Source organism: Streptosporangium sp. NBC_01810 (assembly GCF_035917355.1).
Lineage (GTDB): Bacteria > Actinomycetota > Actinomycetes > Streptosporangiales > Streptosporangiaceae > Streptosporangium.
Map to the genome: position 1 here is coordinate 1,031,051 of NZ_CP109070.1, position 22,420 is coordinate 1,053,470.

A 22,420-nucleotide genomic window follows, 5' to 3' on the forward strand; every position below is an offset into this window, starting at 1 on the left:
AAGGGGGCGCGCTCCCGGTGAAAGCGCTGCCCCGGACAGGGCAGGATGGACCCATGAGGGAAACCCGACTCTCGTCCGCCGGCCTGCGCGACGCCATCGACCGCAGTGGCTACTATCCCGATCTGGTCGCCGACGCGGTCGATTCCGCGCTCGGCAAGGAGCAGGTGGGCGCCTACGTCGTGCATCACGAGGCCACCTTCGACCCGGCCATGGAGGTGCGCAGGCACGTCACGGTGCTGGTGCTCTCCCCCACCCGGCTACTCGTCTGCCACACCGACGAGCACCCGCCCGTGGAGGGGGTGTCGGCGTCACACGCCTCCACGACCACCGAGGCCGTGCGCCTCAGCCGGATCCAGTCGGTCGCGGTCACCAGAGTCGTCCCCGACCCCGCCTCCTACGTTCCGGGCGTGCCGCCCACGGAGGTCACGCTCACGATCGGCTGGGGCGCCATCTCCCACGTCGACCTGGAGCCGGCCACCTGCGGCGACGAGAACTGCGAGGCCGACCACGGATACACCGGCGCCATCACGGCCGACGATCTCTCCCTGCGGGTGAGCGAGGCGGCCGACGGACCAGAGGCCGTCTCCCATGTGCTGGCCTTCGCCAAGGCACTGTCGGAGGCCACCGCCCGCACCGCCTCGTGATCCCTCTGGTCCCCGCCTACGGGACGGCCTCGCTCGCGGACCTGTCGTCCTCGTTGCTCGCCTCGGTCGGGATGGACGGCGACAACCCGCTGGGCCTCGCCCCGGCAGAGCGGGTCCTGCTGTTCCTCGTCGACGGCATGGGCGCCGAACTGCTCGCCGCCCACCCACTGACCGCGCCGTTCCTGTCCGCCAGGCTCGGCAGGGTGCTGACCGCGGGCTTCCCAGCCACAACCGTGACCAGCCTGGGCACACTCGGCACCGGTCTGCCACCGGGCGAGCACGGCATGCTCGGCTACCAGCTCGCCGTGCCCGGCGCCGGCTACATGCTCAACTGCCTGCGCTGGACCGCCAAGGGCCCCCTCGTCGACCCCGGCGACTGGCAGCCCGCCCCGACCGTGTACGAACGTGCGGCGGCGGCCGACATCCCGGTCAGCTACGTCGGCCCGGCCAGGTTCGAGACCACCGGTTTCAACAGGGCCGTCTACCGGGGCGTGCGCTTCGTCGGTGCCGACGAGGTCGACGACCGGATCGCCGGGGTCCGCCACGCGCTGGCCGAGCCCCGCGCCCACGTCTCGGTCTACTACGGAGACCTCGACTCCGTCGGCCACCGGACCGGCTGGGGCTCCCCGGCCTGGCTCGACCAGCTCGCCCTGGTCGACCGGATGGCCGAGCGGCTGGCCGAGACGCTCCCGCCCGGCTCGGCGATGTACGTCACCGCCGACCACGGCATGGTCAACGTCACCGATCGTGTCGACGTCGACACGATCGGCGTGCTGCGCGAGGGCGTCGCCCTGCTCGGTGGGGAGGCCAGGGCCCGTCACGTTTACACCGTCCCCGGCGCCGCGGAAGCGGTACTCGACACCTGGCGTGACATCCTCGCGGGAAAGGCCTGGGTGGCATCCCGCCAGGAGGCGGTCGAATCCGGCTGGTTCGGCCCCAGGGTCCGCTCCGAATGGCTGCCCAGGATCGGCGACGTCCTCGCCGTTCCGTACACCGACTGCGCCATCGTCGCCTCGGTCGCCGAACCGCAGGAGGCGGCCTTCGTCGGCTGTCACGGCTCGCTGACACCCGCCGAGCAGCACGTTCCCCTCCTGGAGGTGAGCACCAGATGAGCCCGCGCCCTACGCCGGGTCGCGGGCCGGTCGAATGACCGATTCCCCGGGGCCGGGCGCCACCGGCTGATCCCCGCACCCGAAGCAGACGAAGCCCGCCACACCGGTCTTCCCGCTCGCGGTGGCCAGTGCCCGCGCGGGTGGGGCGCCGGCGGCCAGCGACCTGTGGAAGACGGTCATCAGAGCCAGCGTCTCCTCGTCGCGCACCGGCACCAGGCTGGCCACCACGCACCGTGTCCCCAGCGACAGGAACGTGCCCGCCAGCCCCAGGGGCGCCCCGTCGGCCGGGGCGTGCGCCATCCCCGCGTCGCACGCCGACAGCACCACCAGCCAGGGCGGGGTGCGCAGCCGGAGCAGGTCGTACGCCATCAGCGGGCCGTCGTCGAGATCGATGCTCGACAGCAGCGGGCTGCGCGGGGAGAACATCCCGTGCGCGGCCAGGTGCGCCACGTCCGCCCGCTCCAGTGCCGCCATCACCTCCGCCCGCCGCGCCGCCACCCGCTCCGTCCCCGGGTGGCACTCGCCGACCATGCGAGCCTCGGTCTCCGAGCACCGCAGCCCCGGCCCCGCCACGGCCACGACACGCCCGTCCCGCACGGCCGGCACCTCCCTGCCGGCCAGCCAGGCGGCGGCACTGGCCGCCACGCTCACCGGCCGGTCGGAGTTCATGGGCAGCAGCGGCCAGGGCAGGATGTGCAGCGTCCCCGTCGGCACGATCACCAGCGGCCGGTCGCCCAGCCGGTCGCCCAGCGGGCGGAAGAGGAGCCGTTCCAACTCCGCGGCCTCCGCACCGGGCTCGGGAGCCCTTCCATCGAGCAGGTGCGCCCTGCGTAGCCCGTACCGCAGGCGGACGACGGCCTCGGCGACGGTCGCGAACGGGCCGAGGCGGCGCAGCGTCACCCGGTCCCGGGTGACCGCGACGGCGACCAGTTCCGCCTCATGGCGGACGAACTCCACCAGGGCCGACTCTCCGAGCGCCGCTCGCAGCGCGGCCAGGCAGGGCGCGAGCGGCCGGCCCGCACCTCCGGTGACCGCCCGCCACCGCTCGGCCCACGCCAGGACCGTGCGGCCTCGTCCGGTTCGCATGGCGAGGGCCAGCCCGAACCCGGCCAGCGGCTCACCCGCCCTGGCGGCGTGCGCGCGCACCATCGGGTCCTCGAACGCCTTCGTTTCGGAACCCACCTCCGCGAGGCCTGCCAGCACCGCCGCGAACGCCCCCCGCCGGTCGCCGGCCAGGAACCGCCGCAGCGCCGTCGCCTGGCGGGCGACCAGCCCGCGACCCGAGCGGGAGAGGAGGGCCAGCTGGCCGTCGGTGGACGGCCGGTCACCCAGCCGGAGCGCGACCTCGGCGGCGCTGAGCCTGAGCGCCGCCGAGGTGTTCAGGTGGCCGGTGGCATCGAGTGCTTCGGCGCACGCGAGCATCTCCGGCACCGTCGCCGGTAGCTTCGCGGAGGACGGGTCCAGTGCGAGCCGGGCCCGCAGCAGGATCTCGTCGGCGAGCGGTGCCAGGACCGCTCGCCCCTGCGCGGCCAGCTCGTGAGCGGCCAGCTCCGCGCTCTCCCGGGCGCGGCGCGGATCTCCGGTGCGCAGCTCGACCCTGGCGAGCAGAAGGCGGGCCTCGGCCAGGGCCACCCCGGCGCCCGCCGCCGCCAGCTCGGGAACCGCCATGTTCAGCAGCGCTCGCGCCTCGCCGGGCAGGTGGGCGGTGACCAGCGCCTCGGCCAGGTCACAGCGGACCGTCGCCAGCCGCTCCGGGTAGTCGAGCAGGATGTCCTGGGCACGCCGGTAGGCGGTGAAGGCGGCGGGCAGGTCGCCGCGCCGCGCGGCCAGGAACGGCAGGTTGCCCTCGGCGAGCGCGAGCACATGCGTGAGGCCCGCGCCTCTCGCCAGCTCCGCGCACCGGCCCAGGTCGGCCTCCGCCGCCTCGAACTCCCCGAGGAACACCCGGGCGAGTCCGCGGTTCAGCATCGCCCCGGCCAGGAACCTGACGTCGTCGCCGAGGACGGCCACGGCCCGGTCGCAGTGGGCGACGGCCTCGCGGTAGCGGCCGAGCCTCGCCAGGGCCATCGCGCGATGCACGCCGAGCTTGCCCAGCTCGGCCGGGGTCAGGCCGGGTTCGGCGTCTGCGGCGATGGCCAGCGCCTGCTCCGGGTGGCCCAGCTCCGTGCGGATGTGGACCAGTGACAGGCGCGCCTGGGCCGCCCGGTGCGGCAGCCCGGCCCGCAGCGCGATCTCCACCGCCCGGTGCAACCGCTCCTCGGCGAACGGCAGGTCGCCGAGCTCTCGCGCCGCCACCGCCAGCGCCCGGTGCGCCACCGCCTCCGCCTCGCAGTGCCGGCAGCCCGGGCTCCGGTCCGCCACCGCGCCGCCATCGTCCGGATCACCCGTCGGGCCGGTCGTTCCCGGACAGGACGCGGGGAGCGAGGCGAGCAGGGTGCGGGCGAGAGCGAGGGCGCGGGCCGGGTCGCTGCCCGAGAGGTCGACCGCGTGCTCGGCGGCGGCGAGCGCCTCGTCGAAGGTCAACTACGGGCGGATCCGGGTCCAGCTGGTGACCACCGGGAGATCTTCCGGCCGGTGACACACCACACTGAACCAGCCCGGCGGCAGGCCGGTGACGGCGAACCGGCCCGTCGGGGACAGTGCGCGCGACTCGGTGAGGTGCGGCGTGCGGATCTCGACCAGCGTGCCCGCCTCGGGGCAGGGGGAGATCTGGCCCGCCAGGTCGACCAGGCCGTCCAGGGAGGTGACCTCCAGCTCCACCGTGAGCTCGGCGGCGACGAACTTCAGCAGCCGGGGACCCTCGGCGGACCGAACGCCCTGTGGTACGGGCGTGACCACGGAGCGGGCCGTGGTGGCACCGGGCAGTCGCAGACCGAAGACCGCACGGGCGGCGGCCGTCACCTGGGCCGGTACCGGGTCGCTCCCGGAGGCCAGGCGCAGCGCGGCTATCAGGGACTCGTCGTCGATCGTCGTCGGATGTCGTGTCACGGTGTCGCCTCCCGGGTGGTGAGCATGGTGCGTAGTCGGTTCAGGCAGCGACCTCGGGTGGGACCGTAGCTGCCGCTGGGCATGCCCAGGCGCCCGGCCAGCTGGTGGACGCCCGCGTCTGGGGCGGTGGCCATCAGCCGGAACAGCGAGCGGCACGGCTCGTGCATCTCGTCGACGGCCTGCCACAGACGGCGGCTCTCGTCGGCGGTCAGCACGGCCAGCGCCGGATCGGCGTGGACGTGCCCGGCGTCGGCCGGTGTGGAACGCGCGTGCCCGGTGTCCACCGGGTCGGCGACCAGCCGTTCGCCCCGGTGCCGCCGGCGGAGCAGGGACGCCTCGCGCTTGGCAGTGGTGAACAGCCAGGGGCCGATCCGGTCCGGGTCACGAATGGTGTGCAGGCTTTCGAGCAGCCGTAGCCACGTGCCCTGCACCGCGTCGGCGGCGTCCGCCGGGCTCAGGTCGTAGGCGCGCACCGCCGACCACAGCGGGCCGGTGAAGCGGGTGACCAGCGCGTCCCAGGCCGCCTGGTCGCCGGCCAGGACGGCCTCGATCGTGGGCTGGTCGCTCACCGGCACCTCCGAGCCACATAGGACACTCTGAGTGTTCACGCGAATACTTTGAGTGAGACTTTAGCCGGGTGTGGGCACGACGACTCCCAAATCGGGGATCCGCCTGGCTCCCGCCGGGGCGAGGACGTGTTCCACGGCCTCCTGCGACGGCCGGTCCGCGGACGCCGCGGCGATCGCCCCGCTCACCAGGGCGGCGGCGAAGGAGGTCCCGCTCCAGCACGCGTAGCCGCGGAACGCGCCGTGTTCGAGGAAGGTGCTGGACAGCCACTCGCCGCGGGCACACGCGTCGACCCACGGGCCGTACGCCGAGAACGGGGCCCTGTCCCGCTCCGCCGCGTCCAGTGCTCCGACGGCGATCACCCTGGGCGAGGCGGCGGGCCAGAAGGGGCGGTCCGAGGCGGTGTTGCCCGCGCAGGCCACCGTGACCGTGCCGGCCAGTTCCGCCAGGGCGGCCTCCACCAGCGGGGAGGGCCCGTCGTCGAAGGTGTGACCGCCGAAGGACAGGTTGAGCACCCGGGGTGGTTCGGCCCTGAGCCGCTCCAGGACGTGTAGCAGTCCGGCCTCGTCCCCGATGCCGTGGCCGCTCAGCATCCGGATCGGCAGCGGCCTCGCCGCCGGGGCCGACCGCAGGAGCAGTCCGGTGATGAACGTGCCGTGCCCCGCCTGGAGGTCCAACTCGCCGTCACCGTCCGAGTCGGGCACCTCTGCGGAGTCCTGTCCCTGCTCCAGAAACCATGGGCTCTTTCGCCACCACGGGTGCGACGCCAGGCCCGTGTCGGCCAGTGCCACCGTCACGGCGGTCGTGGCGGGCCCGTCCGCGGCGGGCTCGGGCATCGGGAGGGCGGGGCTGGGGAAGGGGCGGGAGGCCGGGCCTCCGAAGTAGAGCGGCTGGCCTGTCAGCACGTGGTTGGGGGAGGCGGGAAATCCCCGCTCCCGTACCGATGCCACCAGGTCGCAGACGTCCACGCCCGACGAGAGCCGTACCCGGTAGATCCCTTGGGTCTCGGTGACGGCGTCGGCCCAGCGGGCGGTGGCCGCCATGCCCGAGGCGTCGGTCAGCAGCTGACCTTTTCTGATCAGAGCGGGCGATCCGGGGATGGGTTCGACCCGTTCGATATCGTTGTCCATCTGGTCCTCCGGGGGTGCTCACCAGCTTGCGGGGTTTTCTTCGCTCCCGAGGATGCCCTGGCCAAGCGTCCGCGTCGCAACATCTTGGTATGACCCCCCTCTGGTGCGACGTCACGACCGACGGTAGTCTCTCCTTCAGTCACTTGTGATCATCCTGGTACGAGGCCGTTGGGGAAGGCGCACCTCGTACGAAACGGGAGGTCCGGTGTCTGCTCGTGGCGTGCTTTACGTCCACTCAGCTCAGCCTGCGCTGTGCCCTCATATTGAATGGGCGGTCGCAGGTGTTCTTGGCGTCCCCGTAGACCTGACATGGACTCCACAGCCCGCCGCGCCCGGTCACGTGCGCGCACAGGCCGAGTGGGAGGCCCGTGTGGGTACCGCGGCGGCCGTCACCTCGTCCCTGATGGGCTGGCAGCGGATCCGCTTCGAGATCACCGAGGATGCCTCACCGGGTGTCGACGGGTCCCGGCACGCCTACACCCCGTCTCTCGGGGCCTTCACGGCCGTTGTCGGAGCCACGGGCGACATCCTGGTCCCGGAGGACCGGCTGCGCTCCGCCATGCTGATGGCACGCCAGGGCCGCGTGGTGCTGGAGGAGGAGATCGACCGCCTGCTGGGCAAGCAGTGGGACGCCGAACTGGAGTCGTTCCGCTACGCGGGGGAGGGCGCGCCGGTCCGCTGGCTGCACGCCGCCGTCTGACCCCGCCGTCTGACCTCGCCGTCTGACCTCGCACGTCCCGCCGGACCCGGCCGGTCCCGCGCCCACGTCGATGTGACCGGCCCGTATCCGCCCTGACGACCGCCCTCTGCCGGGGCAGTGGCCGATCATGCTCACGTCGTGCCGAAGGACACATCGGAGTTTCTCGCCGGATTCCGCAACTTTCGATGCCTTTATCGCGACATAGAGGGGTATCGGAATCTGGATCGTCGGGAGTGGGCGTGTCACTGCGTGTCGGAGACCCTCAGCGGATCGGTGGCTACTGGCTCGCGGGGCGCCTGGGTGAGGGCGGGCAGGGAGTCGTCTACGACGCCTACGACGAGACGGGCGGCAGAGTCGCGATCAAGGTTCTGCGTGCCGGCGGCAGGGCGGATCCGCAACTGCGGGGACGCTTCGCCAAGGAGGTCGCCGCCACCCAGAAGGTCTCCTCCTTCTGCACCGCGAGGGTCATCGAGGCCCACCCCGAGGCGTCCCCGCCCTACATCGTCAGTGAGTTCGTCCACGGCCCGACGCTGAAGCAGGCGGTCACGACCGCCGGGCCCTATCACGGCGACGGGCTCCACCGCCTGGCCACCGCCACGACGGTCCACGCCCTGAGCCCCGACGGCCGGATGCGTGCCGACGTGAACGAGAACGAGGTCCGTGTCTGGGAGGCCGGCACACGCGAGCTACTCCACACCTTCACCACGACCGGCAAGGCGGCCTTCGCAGCATCCCTGAGCCCGGACGGCACCAGGCTCGCCACGGCCGCCGGTGACGGGTTGAGGCTCTGGGACCTCGCCTCGGGAAAGCAGGTCGGCGCCGCGTTCGGTGACGCGTCCTACCTTGAGCACGCGGAGAAGCTGGAGTTCGGCCCCAGCGGACGCCTGCTCGTGGTCAGCGATGGCGGCGAGCTGCCGCAGGGCCAGTTGTGGGACGTGGACAGCCGGCAGCGGATCCTGCCGCCGACGACGCTGACCTACCTTGACGTGGTCGCCCTGTCCGTCGACGACAGGGCCGTCATATCGGGTATCCCGCCGACCGGCGTCAGCGACACGGGGCCGACGACCGAGCTGTGGGATCTCCGCACCCGGACGCGGGTGCCGGCACCGTGGCTTTCCCAGGGCGGCTCCTTCCCCATGGCGTTCAGCCCCGACGGCAGGACGCTGGTGAGCACGACGTTCGACCAGGCTCGGACGGAGTGGCGGGCGGAGCTGTGGGATGTCGCCTCCGGCCGGCGGTCGGCCGGAAACCTCACGCGGTCGCGGTCGATTCCGCGGTTCGCCTTCAGCGCCGACGGCCGCTTCCTCGCCTCCTCCGACGACGAGAGCGCCAGGGTGACGCTCTGGCGGGTGAGCGACCGTCGTGAGCTGGCTCGCTACCCGCTTTCCGGCCTGGGGAGCGTGACGCCCCGCTTCGGGCCTGAGGATCGCACGCTCCGTCTGCTCGGAGACTGGGGTTCGGTGCTGACCCTCGACATCGAGGCCTACACCCATCCGCTGCTCAGCGGCGCCCCCGGCCACGACGCGGTGTTCAGCCCCGACGGGCGCGTCATGGCGGTGGAGGGCAGGGGAGAGGTCCGGTTGTGGGACACGACGCTGCGCAGGCCGCTGGGCGATCCCATCCGGGTGCCGGGGGAGGATTTAACGGGCGGTGACCTGGCGCGGGCCGCCGCGACCTTCAGCAAGGACAGGAAGACCCTCGTCGTCGGCTACGGCACGATGGTGAGCGTGTGGCAGGTCTCCACCCGGCGCATGCTCGCCTCCTTCCCCTACAGCGAGAAGAAGCCGCGGACGGACGCGGCGGTCAGCCCGTACCAGTACGACGGCATCGAGGAACTCGCGCTCAGCCCGGATGGCAGGACCCTCGCCGCCACGTTCTATCTCACCTGCGCGGAGTGCACCGGGCCATTAGGGGCCCTCGCGATCTGGGACCTGCCGAGCGGGCGCCCGATCCGGCTCATCGAGAACAGGAACGTCGCACGCGGCAACAGGCCCGACCTGCCCTACCGCGAGGTCTGCCCCGCGACCGGTACGAGCGCGGGCGCGTGAGGCCAGGAGCCACAACGGGGGAGCCCCCGCCCCGGCTGGACCGGGGCGAGGGCTCGACGAGCCACGTTCAGAGCGGGATGTTGCCGTGCGCGCCCCGGGCGGGGGTCGCCTTGGCCAGGACCTTGGCGATGGCGCCCCGGGTGTCCCCGGGCTTGATGACCTCGTCGATCACGCCGAGCTCGATGGCCCTATCGAGGCCGCCGGCGAGGATCTCATGCTCCTCGGCGAGCCTGGTCTCCAGGGCGGCGCGCTCCTCTTCGGGGGCGGCGGCGAGCTCGCGGCGCTTGAGGATGCGGACCGCGGCGACCGCGCCCATGACCGCGATCTGGGTCGTCGGCCAGCCGAACACCTTGGTCGCGCCCAGCGAGCGGGAGTTCATCGCGATGTAGGCACCGCCGTACGCCTTCCTGGTCACCAGGGTGATCCGCGGCACGGAGGCCTCGGCGAAGGCGTGCAGGAGCTTGGCGCCGCGGCGGACCACGCCGTCGTGCTCCTGCCCGACGCCGGGCAGGTAGCCGGGGACGTCGACCAGGACGACCAGCGGCACCCCGAAGGCATCGCACATCCGGACGAACCGTGCGGCCTTCTCCGCCGAGGTGGAGTCGAGGCAGCCGCCCAGGCGCATCGGGTTGTTGGCCACCACTCCCACGGTCCGGCCCCCGAGGCGGCCCAGAGTGGTGACGATGTTGGGCGCCCACTTGGCGTGCAGCTCCACGCCCGGCTCGTCGAGCAGGCCCTTGATGAGCGGCTTCACGTCGTAGGCGCGGCGCACGTTCTCGGGCAGCAGACCGGAGAAGTCGACCTCTTCGACCTCGGTGCGAACCCGGCCCTGGTGGCCGAGGAGCACCGCGAGGCGGCGGGCCTGCAGGTAGGCCTCCGTCTCGGTCTTGGTGACCACGTGGACGACGCCGCTGCGCTTGCTGTGCGGCTCGGGTCCCCCCAGGCCGGCCATGTCGATCTGCTCGCCGGTGACGCTGCGGACCACGTCGGGACCGGTGACGAAGATACGGCCCTCGTCGGCCAGGATCACGATGTCGGTCAGCGCCGGGCCGTACGCGGCGCCGCCGGCGGCGGGGCCCACGACGACGGACAACTGCGGGATCACGCCTGAGGCACGGGTCATCGCGGCGAAGACGAGGCCGACCGCGTGCAGTGACTCGACACCCTCGGCGAGGCGTGCGCCGCCGGAGTGCCAGACGCCGATGATCGGTACCCGCTCGCGGACCGCGACGTCGTAGGCGTGCACGATGTGCTCGCACCCCTCGCCGCCCATCGCGCCGCCCTGCACGCGGGCGTCACTGACGAACGCGACGACCGGCACGCCCTCCACACGACCCGTCGCGGCGAGCATGCCGCTGCGATCGACCGGCGAGATCAGCCGCAGCGAGCCCTCGTCGAACAGAGCGGAGAGGCGCACCTGGGGGTCACGGGGATCAAGAGACTCCTGTTCGGAGGCCTCGCTCACCACCCCGCTGTCGAGCACAGTCATCACGAGCTCCTGTCAGACGCTGGTGAAGGCCACGGCGACGTCGTGTCCGCCGAACCCGAAGGAGTTGTTGATCGCGGCGATCTGGCCACCGGGCAGAGCACGTGGCTCACCGCGCACGATGTCCACCTCGACGCCGTCGTCGAGGTCGTCCACGTTGATCGTTCCGGGTGCGCGTCGCTCGTGCAGCGCGAGGACGGTGAAGACGGACTCGATGCCGCCGGCACCGCCGAGCAGGTGGCCGGTCATCGACTTGGTGCCGCTGACCAGCGGATGGTCGCCGATGACCTCCTTGATCGCGAACGCCTCCACCACGTCGCCGGCGGGAGTGGAGGTGGAGTGCGCGTTCACGTGCTTGATGTCGCCGCCCGTGAGGCCGGAGTTCTCCAGGGCGCGGCGCATGGCCAGCATGACCCCGGCACCGGTCGGCTCGGGCTGGGCGATGTGGTGGGCGTCGGCCGAGTATCCGACCCCGGCGGCCACCGCGTAGATCGTGGCGCCACGCGCGCGGGCGTGCTCCTCCGACTCCAGCACCAGGATGCCGGCGCCCTCGCCGAGGACGAACCCGTCACGGCCCTTGTCCCACGGCCGGGAGGCGCGCTGGGGCTCGTCGTTACGGGTCGACATGGCGCGCATGGCGGCGAAGGAGCCGATGTTCAGCGGGTGGATGGCGGCCTCGGTGCCGCCTGCCACGACCACGTCGGCCCGGCCGGAGCGGATCATCTCAATGGCGTACCCGATCGACTCGGCGCCGGTGGCGCAGGCGCTCACGGTGGCGTGGACGCCGGCGCGGGCGCCGACCTCGATGCCGATCCAGCCCGCCGCGCCGTTCGGCATCAGCATGGGCACGGTGAACGGTGAGAGCCGCTGCCAGCCCTTCTCCTTGAAGGTGTCGTAGGCGGCGAGGATCGTGGTGATGCCACCGATACCGCTGCCCACGACGACACCGAGCCGCTCGGGGTCGATCTTGTCGATCGCGGCGTGCGCCCATGCCTCGCGGGCCGCGACCAGTGCGAACTGTTCGGTCCGGTCCAGCCGCCGGGACTCCGGCCGAGGCAGCACCTCGGTCGGGTCCACCGCGGCGAAGGCGGCGAACTTCACCGGGACGGAGTCGACCCAGTCTTCGGTGATGTCGCGGACCCCGGACTGACCGGCGAGAAGCGCCGACCAGGACGAGGCGACGTCGCCACCGAGGGGCGTTGTCGCGCCGAGCCCGGTGACGACGACGCGTACCTGGTCTGTACTCACGTTCTGCGCTCCTTGTGAATCGCTGGTCTAGGGGCAAAGGCCGAGACGTCTCAGTTCTGGATGAAGTTGATGACGTCCTTGACGTTCTTGAGGTGCTTGAGCTGGTCGTCCGGGATCTCCACGCCGAATTCGTCCTGGGCGGCGACGGCGATCTCGACCATGGACAGCGAGTCGATGTCGAGGTCGTCGACGAAGCTCTTCTCCGGGGTGACCTCGGAGGCCGGGATTCCGGTTATCTCGTTGACGATCTTGCCAATGCCGGCGAGGATCTCCTGCTCGGTCAGAGCCATGTCGCGTGTTCTCCTTGAAATGGGTTTTCTTCTGGCTTTCCGTGCGGCGGGGCCGTGCGGAAGTTCTAGGGGATCTCGATGACCTGACCGGCGTAGGTCAGGCCCGCGCCGAAGCCCAGCAGCAGGGCGAGCCCGCCGGACCGGACCTCGCCGCGTTCGATCATCCGGGACAGGGCAAGGGGGATCGAGGCGGCCGAGGTGTTGCCCGCCAGGACGATGTCCTTGGCGATGACGGCGTTCTCGGCGCCGAGCTTGCGGGCGATCGTCTCGATGATGCGCAGGTTGGCCTGGTGGGGCACGAAGGCCGCGAGGTCCGCCGGGTCCACCCCGGCACGCTCGCAGATCTCCTTGGCGACGGGGTGGAGTGCGGTGGTCGCCCAGCGGAACACGGTCTGGCCCTCCTGGTGCAGGAAGGAGTCGCGGTCCTTGATGATGATCGCGTCGAACTTGTCGCCGGCGCTGCCCCACACCACGGGACCGATCCCCGGAGTGTCGGAGGGGCCGACGACCGCCGCGCCCGCGCCGTCGGCGAAGATCACCGCAGTGGCCCGGTCGGTCCAGTCGATCCACTGGGAGAGCTTCTCCGTGCCGATGACGAGCACGTTGGTGGCCGAGCCCGCGCGGATCGCGTCGTTGGCGACCGCGAGCGCGTAGCAGAAGCCCGAGCAGGCGGTGTTGACGTCGAACGCGCCGGGTGCGTCGATGCCCAGCCGCGTGGCCACCCGGCCGGCGGCGTTGGGGATCTGCGTCTCCAGCGTGCAGGTGGCGACGATCACCAGGTCGATGTCGGAGACCGACAGGCCGCTCGCGGCGAGGGCCTTGCCGCCCGCCTGCACGGCCAGGTCGATCTCGGACTCGCTGTCCGGGGCGATCCGGCGTTCCTTGATGCCGACGCGGCTCTGGATCCAGGCGTCGTCGGTCTCCATGGTCGCGGCCAGGTCGTCGTTGGTGACCACCTGGGAAGGCTGGTAGTGGCCGAAGGCCAGGATCTTCGCGCCCGGAGAGCCCTGAGAGGTCTTCATACGTCGGTCACCGCTCCTCATTCGACTGGAGAGCGGCTCGTGCGGCTTCCAGATCGTCGGGGGTCTTCAGGGCGACGGTCGTCACCCCGCGCAGAGCACGCTTGGCCAGGCCGGTGAGCGTGCCGCCGGGGACAAGTTCGATCATGGTGGTGACGCCGAGTTCGGCCATCGTGGCCATGCAGGCGTCCCAGCGCACCGGGTTGGCGACCTGGGTGACCAGACGCTCCAGGAACTCGGCGCCGCTTGTGACCGCCGCGCCGTCGTTGTTGGACAGCAGGGTGACGGTGGGGTCGGCGGGGTCGAGGCCCAAGGTGGCCTCACGCAGGCTGTCGACGGCGGAGGCCATGTGCACGGTGTGGAACGCGCCGGCGACCGACAGCGGGATCACCCGGGCGCGGGCGGGCGGTTCCGCCTTGAACGCCGCCAGCTGCTCCAGCGTGCCGCCGATGACGATCTGCCCGGCGCCGTTGACGTTGGCCGGAGTGAGCCCGTTGGCGGCGATGGCCGCGAGGACCTCCTCCTCGACCCCGCCGAGGACGGCGGACATGCCGGTCTCGGTGACGGCCGCGGCCTTGGCCATGGCCTGGCCGCGCTCACGGACGAGGCCGAGGGCCTGTTCGGGAGTGAGCACCCCGGCCAGGGCCGCGGCCGTGAACTCGCCCACGCTGTGCCCGGCGACGATGTCGGGAGAGGCCCCCAGGACCTCGGCGACGGCCAGTCCGGCGGCGACGAGCAGGGGCTGCGCGACGGCGGTGTCACGGATCTCGTCCGCGTCGGCGGTGGTCCCGTAGGCGATCAGATCGAGTCCGGCCAGCTCTGACCAAGCGGTCAGCCGGTCGGTCACGCTCGGCAGTTCGAGCCATGGACCGAGGAAGCCTGGAGTCTGGGCACCCTGGCCCGGAGCGACGATGACGAGCACGAAATCCAGCCTGCCCTGTAGAAGTCCAATACACGGATGGAGATCCAGACGAAGTTTGTCACCACTTTTTTGTAGGGAACCTACAGGGGGAGTTTCGTGGAAGTTAAGTAAAGCCTTCTAGGTAACCGGTGCTTCCGATAGGCGTCCGAGAATCAGTCCCACCTGCAGCGTGAAGGCGGACCGGCCCTCCGTCGGCTGGTAGCCGGTCAGCTCGGTGATCTTGCGCAGGCGGTAGCGCACCGTGTTCGGGTGGACGAACAGCAGCCGGGCCGTCGCCTCCAGGGAGGTGCCCTGTTCCAGGTAGGTCGCCAGGGTGTCGAGCAGTGGCGTGCCGATCAGCGGCAGGTAGACGTTCTCGATCAGCTGTGCCCTGGCGTCGGCGTCACCGTCGAGGGCCCGTTCGGCCAGCAGGTCCTCGGCGTGGACCGGCCTGGGCGCGTCCGGCCACCCCGCGGCGGCCCGCAGCCCGGCCATCGCCGCCCGCGCGGATCTGGCGGCCGAGTGCAGGTCCGCCACCTCGGGCCCGATCACGATCGGCCCGTCTCCGAAACGCGGCACCACGTGCCTGGCAGCGGCGGCGACGCTGTCCGCACCGCCCACGATCACGATCAGCCGGTCGCCCTGCACCCCGGCCAGCATGTCCAGACCAGACCTGCGGCCCCGGTCGCGCAACGTGTCTATCACCGCCTGCGGGTCGTCGTCGGGTGTCTGTCCCGCCAGCACCACGACGGGGGTGGAGGTCCAGCCGAGCGCGGCGGCCCACGAGTGCAGGCCGTCGTCGACCTCCCCCCTGACCAGGGCGTCCACGATCAGCGCTTCCAGTCGAGCGTCCCAGGCGCCGCGGGCCTCGGCCTCCCGCGCGTACACCTGCGCGGCGGCGAACGCGACGTCGCGGGTGTAGCGGAGCATCGCCTGCTGGAGCTGGTCATCCCCGCCGGGCGCCGCCAGTTCTTCGGTCTGTGCCTCGACCACCTCGACCACGACCCGCACGATGTCGACCGTCTGCTGCAGCGAGATGGACCGCTTCAGCTCCCTGGGCGCGGTGCCGAAGAACTCGATGCTGGGCGTCGGGCGGCCTTCGCCGGCGTGTTGGAACCACTCCACGAAGGCGGCGATCCCGGCCTGGGCGACCAGTCCGACCCAGGACCTGTCCTCTGCGGAAAGGGCGCGGAACCACATCAGCCGGTCGTCCATCCGGGCCATGGCGGCCGTGCTCAGCGTGCCCATGGCCCGCTCCAGCCGACGTGTGGTGTCCTCCCTGACCCGGTCGGAGTCGAGATCTCTCCCGTCCGACCCGGCCACGACGTCGCTGTGCCTGACCGCTCGCTCGATCCGTTCCCTCACGTCACCAAGAGTGCCAGGTCGTCGGAGATGCGCCAGCCACTGTTCCGGACAGCGCAGCACCCTCGATCTTGTACATCCGGTATGACCGGGTCCCCTACGGCGGACGCGGCCGAGTGGCGGCCGACCGCGCTCAGCCGACCACGTGCTCATATGGCCGTGCTCAGCCGACCGTGCGCTCAGACGACCGCGACGGCGGTGATCAGTCCGATGGCCAGGTGGGTGACCGCCAGCAGCCGGGCGCCTGGCTGGAGCTCCGCCTCCTTGACCAGATCGCGTACCGAGATCCCCGCCACCCTGTCGAACGCGATCATCGCCACGGTCTGCACGGCGATGCCGACCAGGCCGAAGACCAGCGTCGCGAGCAGGCCCTCGTGCAGGGCTCCGCCCGAGGACCAGATGGAGGCCGCGACGATCAGCCCGACGGCGGCCAGTCCCGAGCAGGCCAGCAGTGTGGCGTTGGGGTTACGGTCCTCCTTGATCAGCCGGCTGAGCTTGCCGGGGATGGCCATGTCGATCACGTAGAAGCCGATGATCAGCAGGATCACGCCGAGGGCGGCGTAGGAGGCGATCGCGAGCGCGCCGCGCCCGAGGATTTCGGCGATTGAGAGCGTCTCGCCGCCGGTCACGGAGGGCGGGAGCGTCACGGCCGGGATGGGGGTGGGACTCATGGCTTGATTCTCTTTTCAGGACTCAGAGCTCGATGCGGTGCGGAACGAATGACGACGTGTCGTCGGTGATGAACCCTGAGGTCTCGCGGATGCCGACACCCGCCGCCTCGTCGTGGACCACCCAGGCGCCGAGCACGGGGCGCCAGCCGTCGAAGACGGGCAGCGCCTGGAACTCCTGGTAGACGTGCCCTTCGGCGCCGTAGCCACCCGAGGTCTCGACGCGCTCGCCGGGGGCGACGATCCGCATGCTCGCGCCCTCGCGGCCGAGCAGCGGCTTGGCGATGTACGAGGACATGCAGCGGGGGCCGTCGAGATAGGCGGGCAGCAGGTTCGGGTGGTCCGGATACAGCTCCCAGAGCACCGCGAGCAGCGCCTTGTTGGACAGCAGCATCTTCCACAGTGGCTCGATCCAGGTCGTGGAGACCTGCTGGCGCACCGCCCGCGTGCCGAACGGGTCGGCGATCGCCCACTCCCACGGGTACAGCTTGCAGAGCGTGCGGATCACCCGGCGCTCCATGTCGACGAAGCGGAGGTTGAGGTCGTCCCAGCCGATGTCCTCCATGGCCACCGCGACGGTCTTGAGCCCGGCCTGGTCGGCGGTCTCCTGCAGGTAGGCGAGGGTCATCGCCTCCTCACCTGAGGCGTCCATGTTGGTCCAGGCGAAGTGCGCGGGCCCGGTGGGCAGGCTGGTCGAGATCTGCTGCCACCTGGCGATCAGTCGTTCGTGTATGGAGTTCCACTGGTCGTCGTCGGGGTAGCGGTCGCGCAGCCAGAACCACTGCACCACCGAGCTTTCCAGAAGGCTGGTGGGGGTGTCGGCGTTGTACTCCAGCATCTTGGCCGGCCCGGTCCCGTCGTAGCGCAGGTCGAACCGGCCGAACAGGTGCGGGTCGTTCCGCCCCCAGGAGGCGGCGATCTCCGGGGCCACCCAGTCCGGGATCGCGAAGTCGGCGTAGCGGTTCTTCTCGATGACGTGCTCCACGGCGTGCAGGCACATCCGGTGCAGCTCCTCGACCTGGTTCTCCAGGTCCAGGACCTCGTCCATGGAGAAGACGTACTGCACGGTCTCGTCCCAGTACGGGCGGACGAGGCCTTCGGGGTGTGCCGAGCGGTGGTAGGCCAGTCCGTGGCCTTCGATGATGCTCTCCCAGCCGTCGCGGGGGAGCGAGGTCTCGCGTCTCATCTGTGCCGGATCAGCTCCCGCCGCCCGACCCGCTGCGCCCGCCGAAGCCGCCCCGCTGGATCACGGTGCCCTTCCGGCTGGTGATCTTGACGTCCGAGGGGCGCACCGTGGTCCCCTGCTGGATGTAGGCGCCGCTCCTGACGCCGCCGTAGTACCAGCTGTAGGCGCCCCGTGACCCGTGGTAGCGGTTGTCGTCGCAGAGGTCCTCGTCCACCACCTCGTACGTGCCGTCCGGCTGGCGGCTGTTGAGGTCGACGCACTCGGCGCCTACCTCCTCGTAGTCCTGCTGCGCGGAGCAGTAGCCGACCAGAAGCAGCGACACGACGCCGATCCCGGTGATGGTGACCACCTTGGAAGCCTTGAACCCCGAGGGCTTGGCGGGTGGTTTGCCGGGAAGATTCTGTGGTGCGGCCAGTGGGTGTTTTGGTGGTTGGGCCATTGAGCTCCAATGAGATGCGTCGCACTAGGGTATCGATGCTGTTTTGTCGGTTCAACCACCGTATGGAGCCATGGCGGAGCCGCCGGTGTTCGCGCATGGAGAATCGAGCTCCATCGGCTCGGCGAGACCGCACTGCCCCGCCTGGAGACCTGCGGGCACTGGGAAGGGCGCGTCAGGAGTTGGGGCAGGTGATCCCCTTCGCCGGAACCTTCCCGTCGATCAGGTAGGCGTCGGTCACCTTTCCGATGCAGGCGTCGCCGGACAGGTAGGCGCCGTGCCCCTCGCCCTTGTAGGTCACCAGCACGCCCGTCCTGAGTTCCGAGGTCAGTTTCGGAGCCCACTCGTACGGTGTGGCGGGGTCGCCCGTGCCACCGATCACCATGATCGGAGCCGAGCCCGTGGCGTTGACCCGCCTGGCCTCGTCGCTGCCGGGAACCGGCCACATCGAGCAGATCAGACCCATGCCGGTGCCGCCGAACAGCGGGGAGACCCTCATCGTCTCGGCCTCCAGGGCTGCCAGCTGCTCGGGAGTGGGCCGTTCCGCGGTGTCGACGCAGCTGATCGCCGGGAAGCTGCTCATGAGCGTCGTGTAGCTGCCGTCGGGCAGGCGGCCGTTGTAGCTGTCGGCCAGCGCCAGCAGGATCCGGCCGTCATCCTTGATCGCCTGACCCAGCGCCTGGTCCAGCAGCGGCCAGGTCATCTCCGAATACAGCGCGGCGGCGATGCCGGTGCCCGCCAGCCCCTGCGTCAGGGTACGGTCGCGGACCTCGAGCGGCTCGTCCTTCAGGTCGTCCATGAGTTTCACGACGTTCTTGTTCGCGATGGTCGCGTCGGTGCCGATCTCGCACTGGCCGGGCTCCTTCACGCAGTCCTTCAGGAAGGCGTTGTAGGCGTGCTGGAAGCCCTTCGTCTGGACGAGCGTTCGATCGGCCATGGACACGCTCGGGTCCAGCGGGGCGTCCAGCACGAACCGGCCCACGTTCTTCGGGAACCTGGTCGCGTAGACCGCGCCGAGCTGCGTCCCGTACGAGATGCCGAAGTAGTTCAGCTGTCTTTCGCCCAGGGCCTCGCGGAGGCGGTCCATGTCCGCGGCGGCGTTCACGGTGCCGACATAGGGCAGAAGCCTGCCCGAGGTCTGCCCGCAGGCCGTCACGAACTCCTTGGTGGTCAGCCGGATCTGGGCGCGTTCGGCGTCGTTGGTGGGCAGGGTGTTCATCGAGGTGAACTTGTCCATCATCGCGTTGCCGTCGCACCTGACGCCCGAACTGCGGCCGACTCCGCGGGGATCGAAGCTGACCAGGTCGTAGCGGCGGTTCAGATTGGTGAAGGCCTTGGCGGCCTGGGCGAGGGTGTCGACGCCCGAGGCGCCGGGACCGCCGAAGTTGAAGACCAGCGAGCCGATCCGCGCACCGGGGCCCGTGGCCTTGACGCGGATGACGGCCATGTCGATGGACTCGCCGTTCGGTTTGGCGTAGTCGAGCGGGACCTTGAGCCTCCCGCACTGCTGCGTGCGGTCGGGCGCCGCGGGGGGCTGGCCGCCGGGTCGCTGGATGTCGGTGCAGGGACCCCAGACGATCGTCTTCGAGGGCGTCTTCGAGGGCGTGACCGTTGCCGCGGTGGCGGTCGGCGCGGAGATGTCCGAGACGGCGCGGTTCCCGTAGCCGCCGCAGGCGGCGAGCGCGGTTGACAGGGCCGTGACCGTCGCGGCCGCCCTAAGGATTCTTGCCATGAAACAGCTCCCCCTGGAATCGTTCGCCGGGGGAAGCGATTCCACCCTAACCGGGCGGGCCCCCCTGGAAAAGGAGAACCCGCCCGGAAAGGATCACACTCCCATGGACTGGGTGTCGTTGCTCTCGGCGCCCCCGGCCTCGGTCACGCCGTTCTTCAGGTGGTACATGGCGATGGCGTCGCCCAGCACCTCGGAGTCGAGCTCACCGCGCTCGACCAGCTGGGTGAGCACGGCCAGGGTGATCGAGGCCGCGTCCACGTGGAAGTGGCGGCGCAGCGCCGACCGGGTGTCCGACAGGCCGAAGCCGTCGGTGCCGAGCGAGCTCCAGTCACCGGGAACCCACTGGGCGATCTGGTCCTGGACCGCCCGCATGTAGTCGCTCACGCCCACGAACGGCCCCTGGGCCTTCGACAGCGCCTGCGTGATGTACGGCACGCGCTTGTCCGCCCCGGGGTTGAGCAGGTTGTGCTCCTCGGCGGCGAGCGCGTCACGGCGCAGCTCCGTCCAGGAGGTGGCCGACCAGACCTCCGCCGCCACACCCCAGTCCTCGGCCAGCAACCGCTGGGCCTCCACGGCCCACGGCCCGGCCACGCCGGACACCAGGATGTTGGCCTTCGGCCCCGAGACGGCCGGAGCCGGGGCGAACCTGTACAGACCCTTGAGCAGGCCCGCCACGTCCAGGTCCGCGGGCTCGGCGGGCTGGAGGTAGGGCTCGTTGTAGACGGTCAGGTAGTAGAAGACGTTCTCCGGTTGCTCGCCGTACATCCTCCGCAGGCCGTCCTGGACGATGTGGGCCACCTCGAACCCCCACGACGGGTCGTACGAGACCGCCGCCGGGTTCGTCGAGGCGATCAGCGGGGTGTGGCCGTCCTCGTGCTGCAGGCCCTCGCCGTTCAGCGTGGTGCGGCCTGCGGTGGCGCCGAGCAGGAAGCCGCGGCCCATCTGGTCGGCGAGCTGCCACATCTGGTCGGCGGTGCGCTGCCAGCCGAACATCGAGTAGAAGATGTAGATCGGGATCATGTGCTCGCCGTGCGTGGCGTACGACGAGCCGACCGCGATCGTGGAGGCCATCGAGCCCGACTCGCTGATGCCCTCGTGCAGGATCTGGCCCTCGGTCGACTCCTTGTACGACAGCAGCAGCTCGCGGTCGACCGCCTCGTACGTCTGGCCGTGCGGCGAGTAGATCTTCGCCGTCGGGAAGATCGCGTCGAGACCGAAGGTACGCGCCTCGTCAGGGATGATCGGCACGAAGCGGTGGCCGATCTCCTTGTCGCGCATGAGGTCCTTGAGCAGGCGGACGAACGCCATGGTGGTGGCGACGTTCTGCTTGCCGGAGCCCTTCTTCAGCTGTGCGTAGGCGGCGTCGCCGGGAAGTTTGACCGGCTTGGCGCGCATCACGCGCTTGGGCAGGAAACCGCCCAGGGCCGCGCGCCGCTCCTTCATGTACTGGATCTCGGGGTCGTTCTCGCCCGGGTGGAAGTACGGAGGAAGGTCGGCTTCGAGGGCGGAGTCGGGGATCGGCAGGTAGAGCCGGTCGCGGAACTCCTTCAGGTCGGCCTTGGACAGCTTCTTCATCTGGTGCGTCGCGTTGCGCGCCTCGAAGTCCTTGCCGAGGGTCCAGCCCTTGATGGTCTGGGCGAGGATGACGGTCGGCTGGCCGACGTGCTCGCGGGCCGACTTGTAGGCCGCGTAAACCTTGCGGTAGTCGTGGCCGCCGCGCGACAGCTTGCGGATGTCCTCGTCCGAGAGGTGCTCGACCATCTTGCGCAGCCGCGGGTCGTCACCGAAGAAGTTCTCGCGGATGTACTCGCCGGACTCGACGGAGTAGGTCTGGAACTGGCCGTCGGGGACGGTGTTCATCTTGTTGACCAGCACGCCGTCGACGTCGGCCGCCAGCAGCGGATCCCAGTCGCGGCCCCAGACGACCTTGATGACGTTCCAGCCGGCGCCACGGAAGTAGGACTCCAGCTCCTGGATGATCTTTCCGTTGCCGCGCACCGGGCCGTCGAGACGCTGCAGGTTGCAGTTGATGACGAAGGTGAGGTTGTCGAGTTCCTCACGGGCCGCCAGGCCGATCGCGCCGAGCGACTCGGGCTCGTCCATCTCGCCGTCACCGAGGTAGCACCAGACGTGGCTCCGGCTGGTGTCCTTGATCTTCCGGTTCAGCAGGTAGCGGTTGAACCGGGCCTGATAGATCGCCCCGATCGGCCCGAGACCCATGGAGACCGTGGGGAACTCCCAGAAGTCGGGCATCAGGCGGGGGTGCGGGTAGGAGGGCAGGCCCTTGAAACCGTGCGAGAGCTCTTGGCGGAAGGCGTCGAGCTGGGCCTCCTTGAGGCGGCCCTCAAGGAAGGCGCGGGCGTAGATGCCCGGTGCGGCGTGGCCCTGGAAGAAGACCTGGTCTCCGGACTCGCCGTGATCCTTGCCGCGGAAGAAGTGGTTGAAACCCACCTCGTAGAGCGACGCGGCCGAGGCATAGGTGGCGATGTGCCCGCCGACGTTGGTGCGGGCGTTGGCCCGGGTCACCATGACCGCCGCGTTCCAGCGCGTATAGGCGCGGATCCGGCGCTCGACGTACTCGTCGCCCGGGAACCAGGGCTCACGTTCCGGCGGGATGGTGTTGATGTAGTCGGTGCTGCGCAGGCCGGGCACACCGACCTGGTGCTCCCGGGCCCGTTCCAACAGCCGAAGCATCAGATAACGAGCACGAGTGCGACCTTCCGTCTTGATGACGTTGTCGAGCGACTCGAGCCACTCCTGGGTCTCACTGGGGTCGACATCAGGAAGCTGGCTGGGTAGGCCGTCGCTGATGATCGAGAAACGCTGGCGTCCGGAAGCCACTGGGTCTCGCCTTCCGAGGATGGACTTTTGTCTGGTGTAGGTCGTCTTCCATCCTGGTCGCT

General features: G+C 70.6%; 19 protein-coding genes. 4 read left to right on the top strand and 15 right to left on the bottom strand.

The annotated features are described in order from the left end of the window. Positions 1 to 53: 53 nt before the first annotated feature. The gene (locus OIE13_RS04705) at positions 54 to 644 is read left to right on the top strand and encodes a DUF5998 family protein (protein ID WP_326642540.1); all 591 of its coding nucleotides are present in this window, start codon (positions 54 to 56) and stop codon (positions 642 to 644) included. Continuing rightward, positions 641 to 1,756: an alkaline phosphatase family protein gene (locus tag OIE13_RS04710; protein ID WP_326829586.1), complete on the top strand. Its 1,116-nt coding sequence runs from the start codon at positions 641 to 643 to the stop codon at positions 1,754 to 1,756. Before OIE13_RS04705 ends, OIE13_RS04710 begins: the two co-directional genes overlap by 4 nt. 9 nt (positions 1,757 to 1,765) lie before the next feature. On the opposite strand, the gene OIE13_RS04715 is transcribed toward OIE13_RS04710, so the two are convergent. Genes OIE13_RS04715 through OIE13_RS04730 form a run of 4 tightly spaced genes read right to left on the bottom strand, consistent with a single transcriptional unit; the run spans position 1,766 to position 6,441 of the window. Continuing rightward, positions 1,766 to 4,279 carry a CHAT domain-containing protein gene (locus OIE13_RS04715; RefSeq protein ID WP_326642537.1) on the bottom strand — a complete coding sequence of 838 codons (2,514 nt, stop codon included), beginning with the start codon at positions 4,277 to 4,279 and terminating at the stop codon, positions 1,766 to 1,768. After that, positions 4,280 to 4,744, bottom strand: a complete 465-nt coding sequence (locus tag OIE13_RS04720) for a hypothetical protein (protein WP_326642535.1) — start codon at positions 4,742 to 4,744, stop codon at positions 4,280 to 4,282. Further along, complete coding sequence (locus OIE13_RS04725) at positions 4,741 to 5,352, bottom strand: RNA polymerase sigma factor (RefSeq protein ID WP_326642533.1); 612 nt, start codon at positions 5,350 to 5,352, stop codon at positions 4,741 to 4,743. Before OIE13_RS04725 ends, OIE13_RS04720 begins: the two co-directional genes overlap by 4 nt. Positions 5,353 to 5,373: 21 nt before the next feature. Next, a complete protein-coding gene (locus OIE13_RS04730; protein WP_326642531.1) occupies positions 5,374 to 6,441 on the bottom strand; it encodes a S8 family peptidase in 1,068 nt (355 codons plus the stop codon). Positions 6,442 to 6,646: 205 nt separating this feature from the next. On the opposite strand from OIE13_RS04730, the gene OIE13_RS04735 reads away from it, so the two are divergent. Together OIE13_RS04735 and OIE13_RS04740 are read left to right on the top strand one after the other, a co-directional pair. Further along, positions 6,647 to 7,141 carry a DUF3145 domain-containing protein gene (locus OIE13_RS04735; protein ID WP_326642529.1) on the top strand — a complete coding sequence of 165 codons (495 nt, stop codon included), beginning with the start codon at positions 6,647 to 6,649 and terminating at the stop codon, positions 7,139 to 7,141. A 239-nt stretch (positions 7,142 to 7,380) separates the two neighbouring features. Then, on the top strand, positions 7,381 to 9,189 hold the full coding sequence (locus OIE13_RS04740) for a WD40 repeat domain-containing protein (RefSeq protein WP_326829587.1): 1,809 nt from the start codon (positions 7,381 to 7,383) through the stop codon (positions 9,187 to 9,189). A gap of 67 nt (positions 9,190 to 9,256) precedes the next feature. Here the strand turns inward: OIE13_RS04740 and OIE13_RS04745 are convergent, their stop codons facing one another. The 11 genes from OIE13_RS04745 to aceE form a co-directional block, all read right to left on the bottom strand. After that, positions 9,257 to 10,678 (bottom strand): acyl-CoA carboxylase subunit beta, encoded by a 1,422-nt coding sequence (locus tag OIE13_RS04745; protein ID WP_326642525.1) that lies wholly within the window; start codon positions 10,676 to 10,678, stop codon positions 9,257 to 9,259. Positions 10,679 to 10,690: 12 nt separating this feature from the next. Continuing rightward, positions 10,691 to 11,923 carry a beta-ketoacyl-ACP synthase II gene (fabF, locus tag OIE13_RS04750; protein WP_326642523.1) on the bottom strand — a complete coding sequence of 411 codons (1,233 nt, stop codon included), beginning with the start codon at positions 11,921 to 11,923 and terminating at the stop codon, positions 10,691 to 10,693. Between the two features lie 50 nt (positions 11,924 to 11,973). Beyond that, positions 11,974 to 12,213 (bottom strand): acyl carrier protein, encoded by a 240-nt coding sequence (locus OIE13_RS04755; protein ID WP_030920149.1) that lies wholly within the window; start codon positions 12,211 to 12,213, stop codon positions 11,974 to 11,976. Between the two features lie 65 nt (positions 12,214 to 12,278). Next, complete coding sequence (locus OIE13_RS04760) at positions 12,279 to 13,235, bottom strand: beta-ketoacyl-ACP synthase III (RefSeq protein WP_326642520.1); 957 nt, start codon at positions 13,233 to 13,235, stop codon at positions 12,279 to 12,281. A gap of 7 nt (positions 13,236 to 13,242) precedes the next feature. After that, complete coding sequence (locus OIE13_RS04765) at positions 13,243 to 14,154, bottom strand: ACP S-malonyltransferase (RefSeq protein ID WP_326642518.1); 912 nt, start codon at positions 14,152 to 14,154, stop codon at positions 13,243 to 13,245. Positions 14,155 to 14,271: 117 nt separating this feature from the next. Continuing rightward, entirely contained in the window at positions 14,272 to 15,381 is a 1,110-nt protein-coding gene (locus OIE13_RS04770) for a PucR family transcriptional regulator (RefSeq protein WP_326646855.1), read from the bottom strand. A 293-nt stretch (positions 15,382 to 15,674) separates the two neighbouring features. After that, positions 15,675 to 16,166, bottom strand: a complete 492-nt coding sequence (locus tag OIE13_RS04775) for a DUF350 domain-containing protein (protein WP_326642516.1) — start codon at positions 16,164 to 16,166, stop codon at positions 15,675 to 15,677. A 22-nt stretch (positions 16,167 to 16,188) separates the two neighbouring features. Then, the gene (locus tag OIE13_RS04780) at positions 16,189 to 17,349 is read right to left on the bottom strand and encodes a glutathionylspermidine synthase family protein (RefSeq protein WP_326642515.1); all 1,161 of its coding nucleotides are present in this window, start codon (positions 17,347 to 17,349) and stop codon (positions 16,189 to 16,191) included. Between the two features lie 10 nt (positions 17,350 to 17,359). Then, positions 17,360 to 17,788, bottom strand: coding sequence for a hypothetical protein (locus OIE13_RS04785; RefSeq protein ID WP_326642513.1), 429 nt, complete (start codon positions 17,786 to 17,788; stop codon positions 17,360 to 17,362). 172 nt (positions 17,789 to 17,960) lie between these two features. Next, a complete protein-coding gene (locus tag OIE13_RS04790; protein ID WP_326829588.1) occupies positions 17,961 to 19,517 on the bottom strand; it encodes an alpha/beta hydrolase in 1,557 nt (518 codons plus the stop codon). A 93-nt stretch (positions 19,518 to 19,610) separates the two neighbouring features. Then, on the bottom strand, positions 19,611 to 22,358 hold the full coding sequence (aceE, locus tag OIE13_RS04795) for a pyruvate dehydrogenase (acetyl-transferring), homodimeric type (protein WP_442811633.1): 2,748 nt from the start codon (positions 22,356 to 22,358) through the stop codon (positions 19,611 to 19,613). Positions 22,359 to 22,420 lie beyond the last annotated feature (62 nt).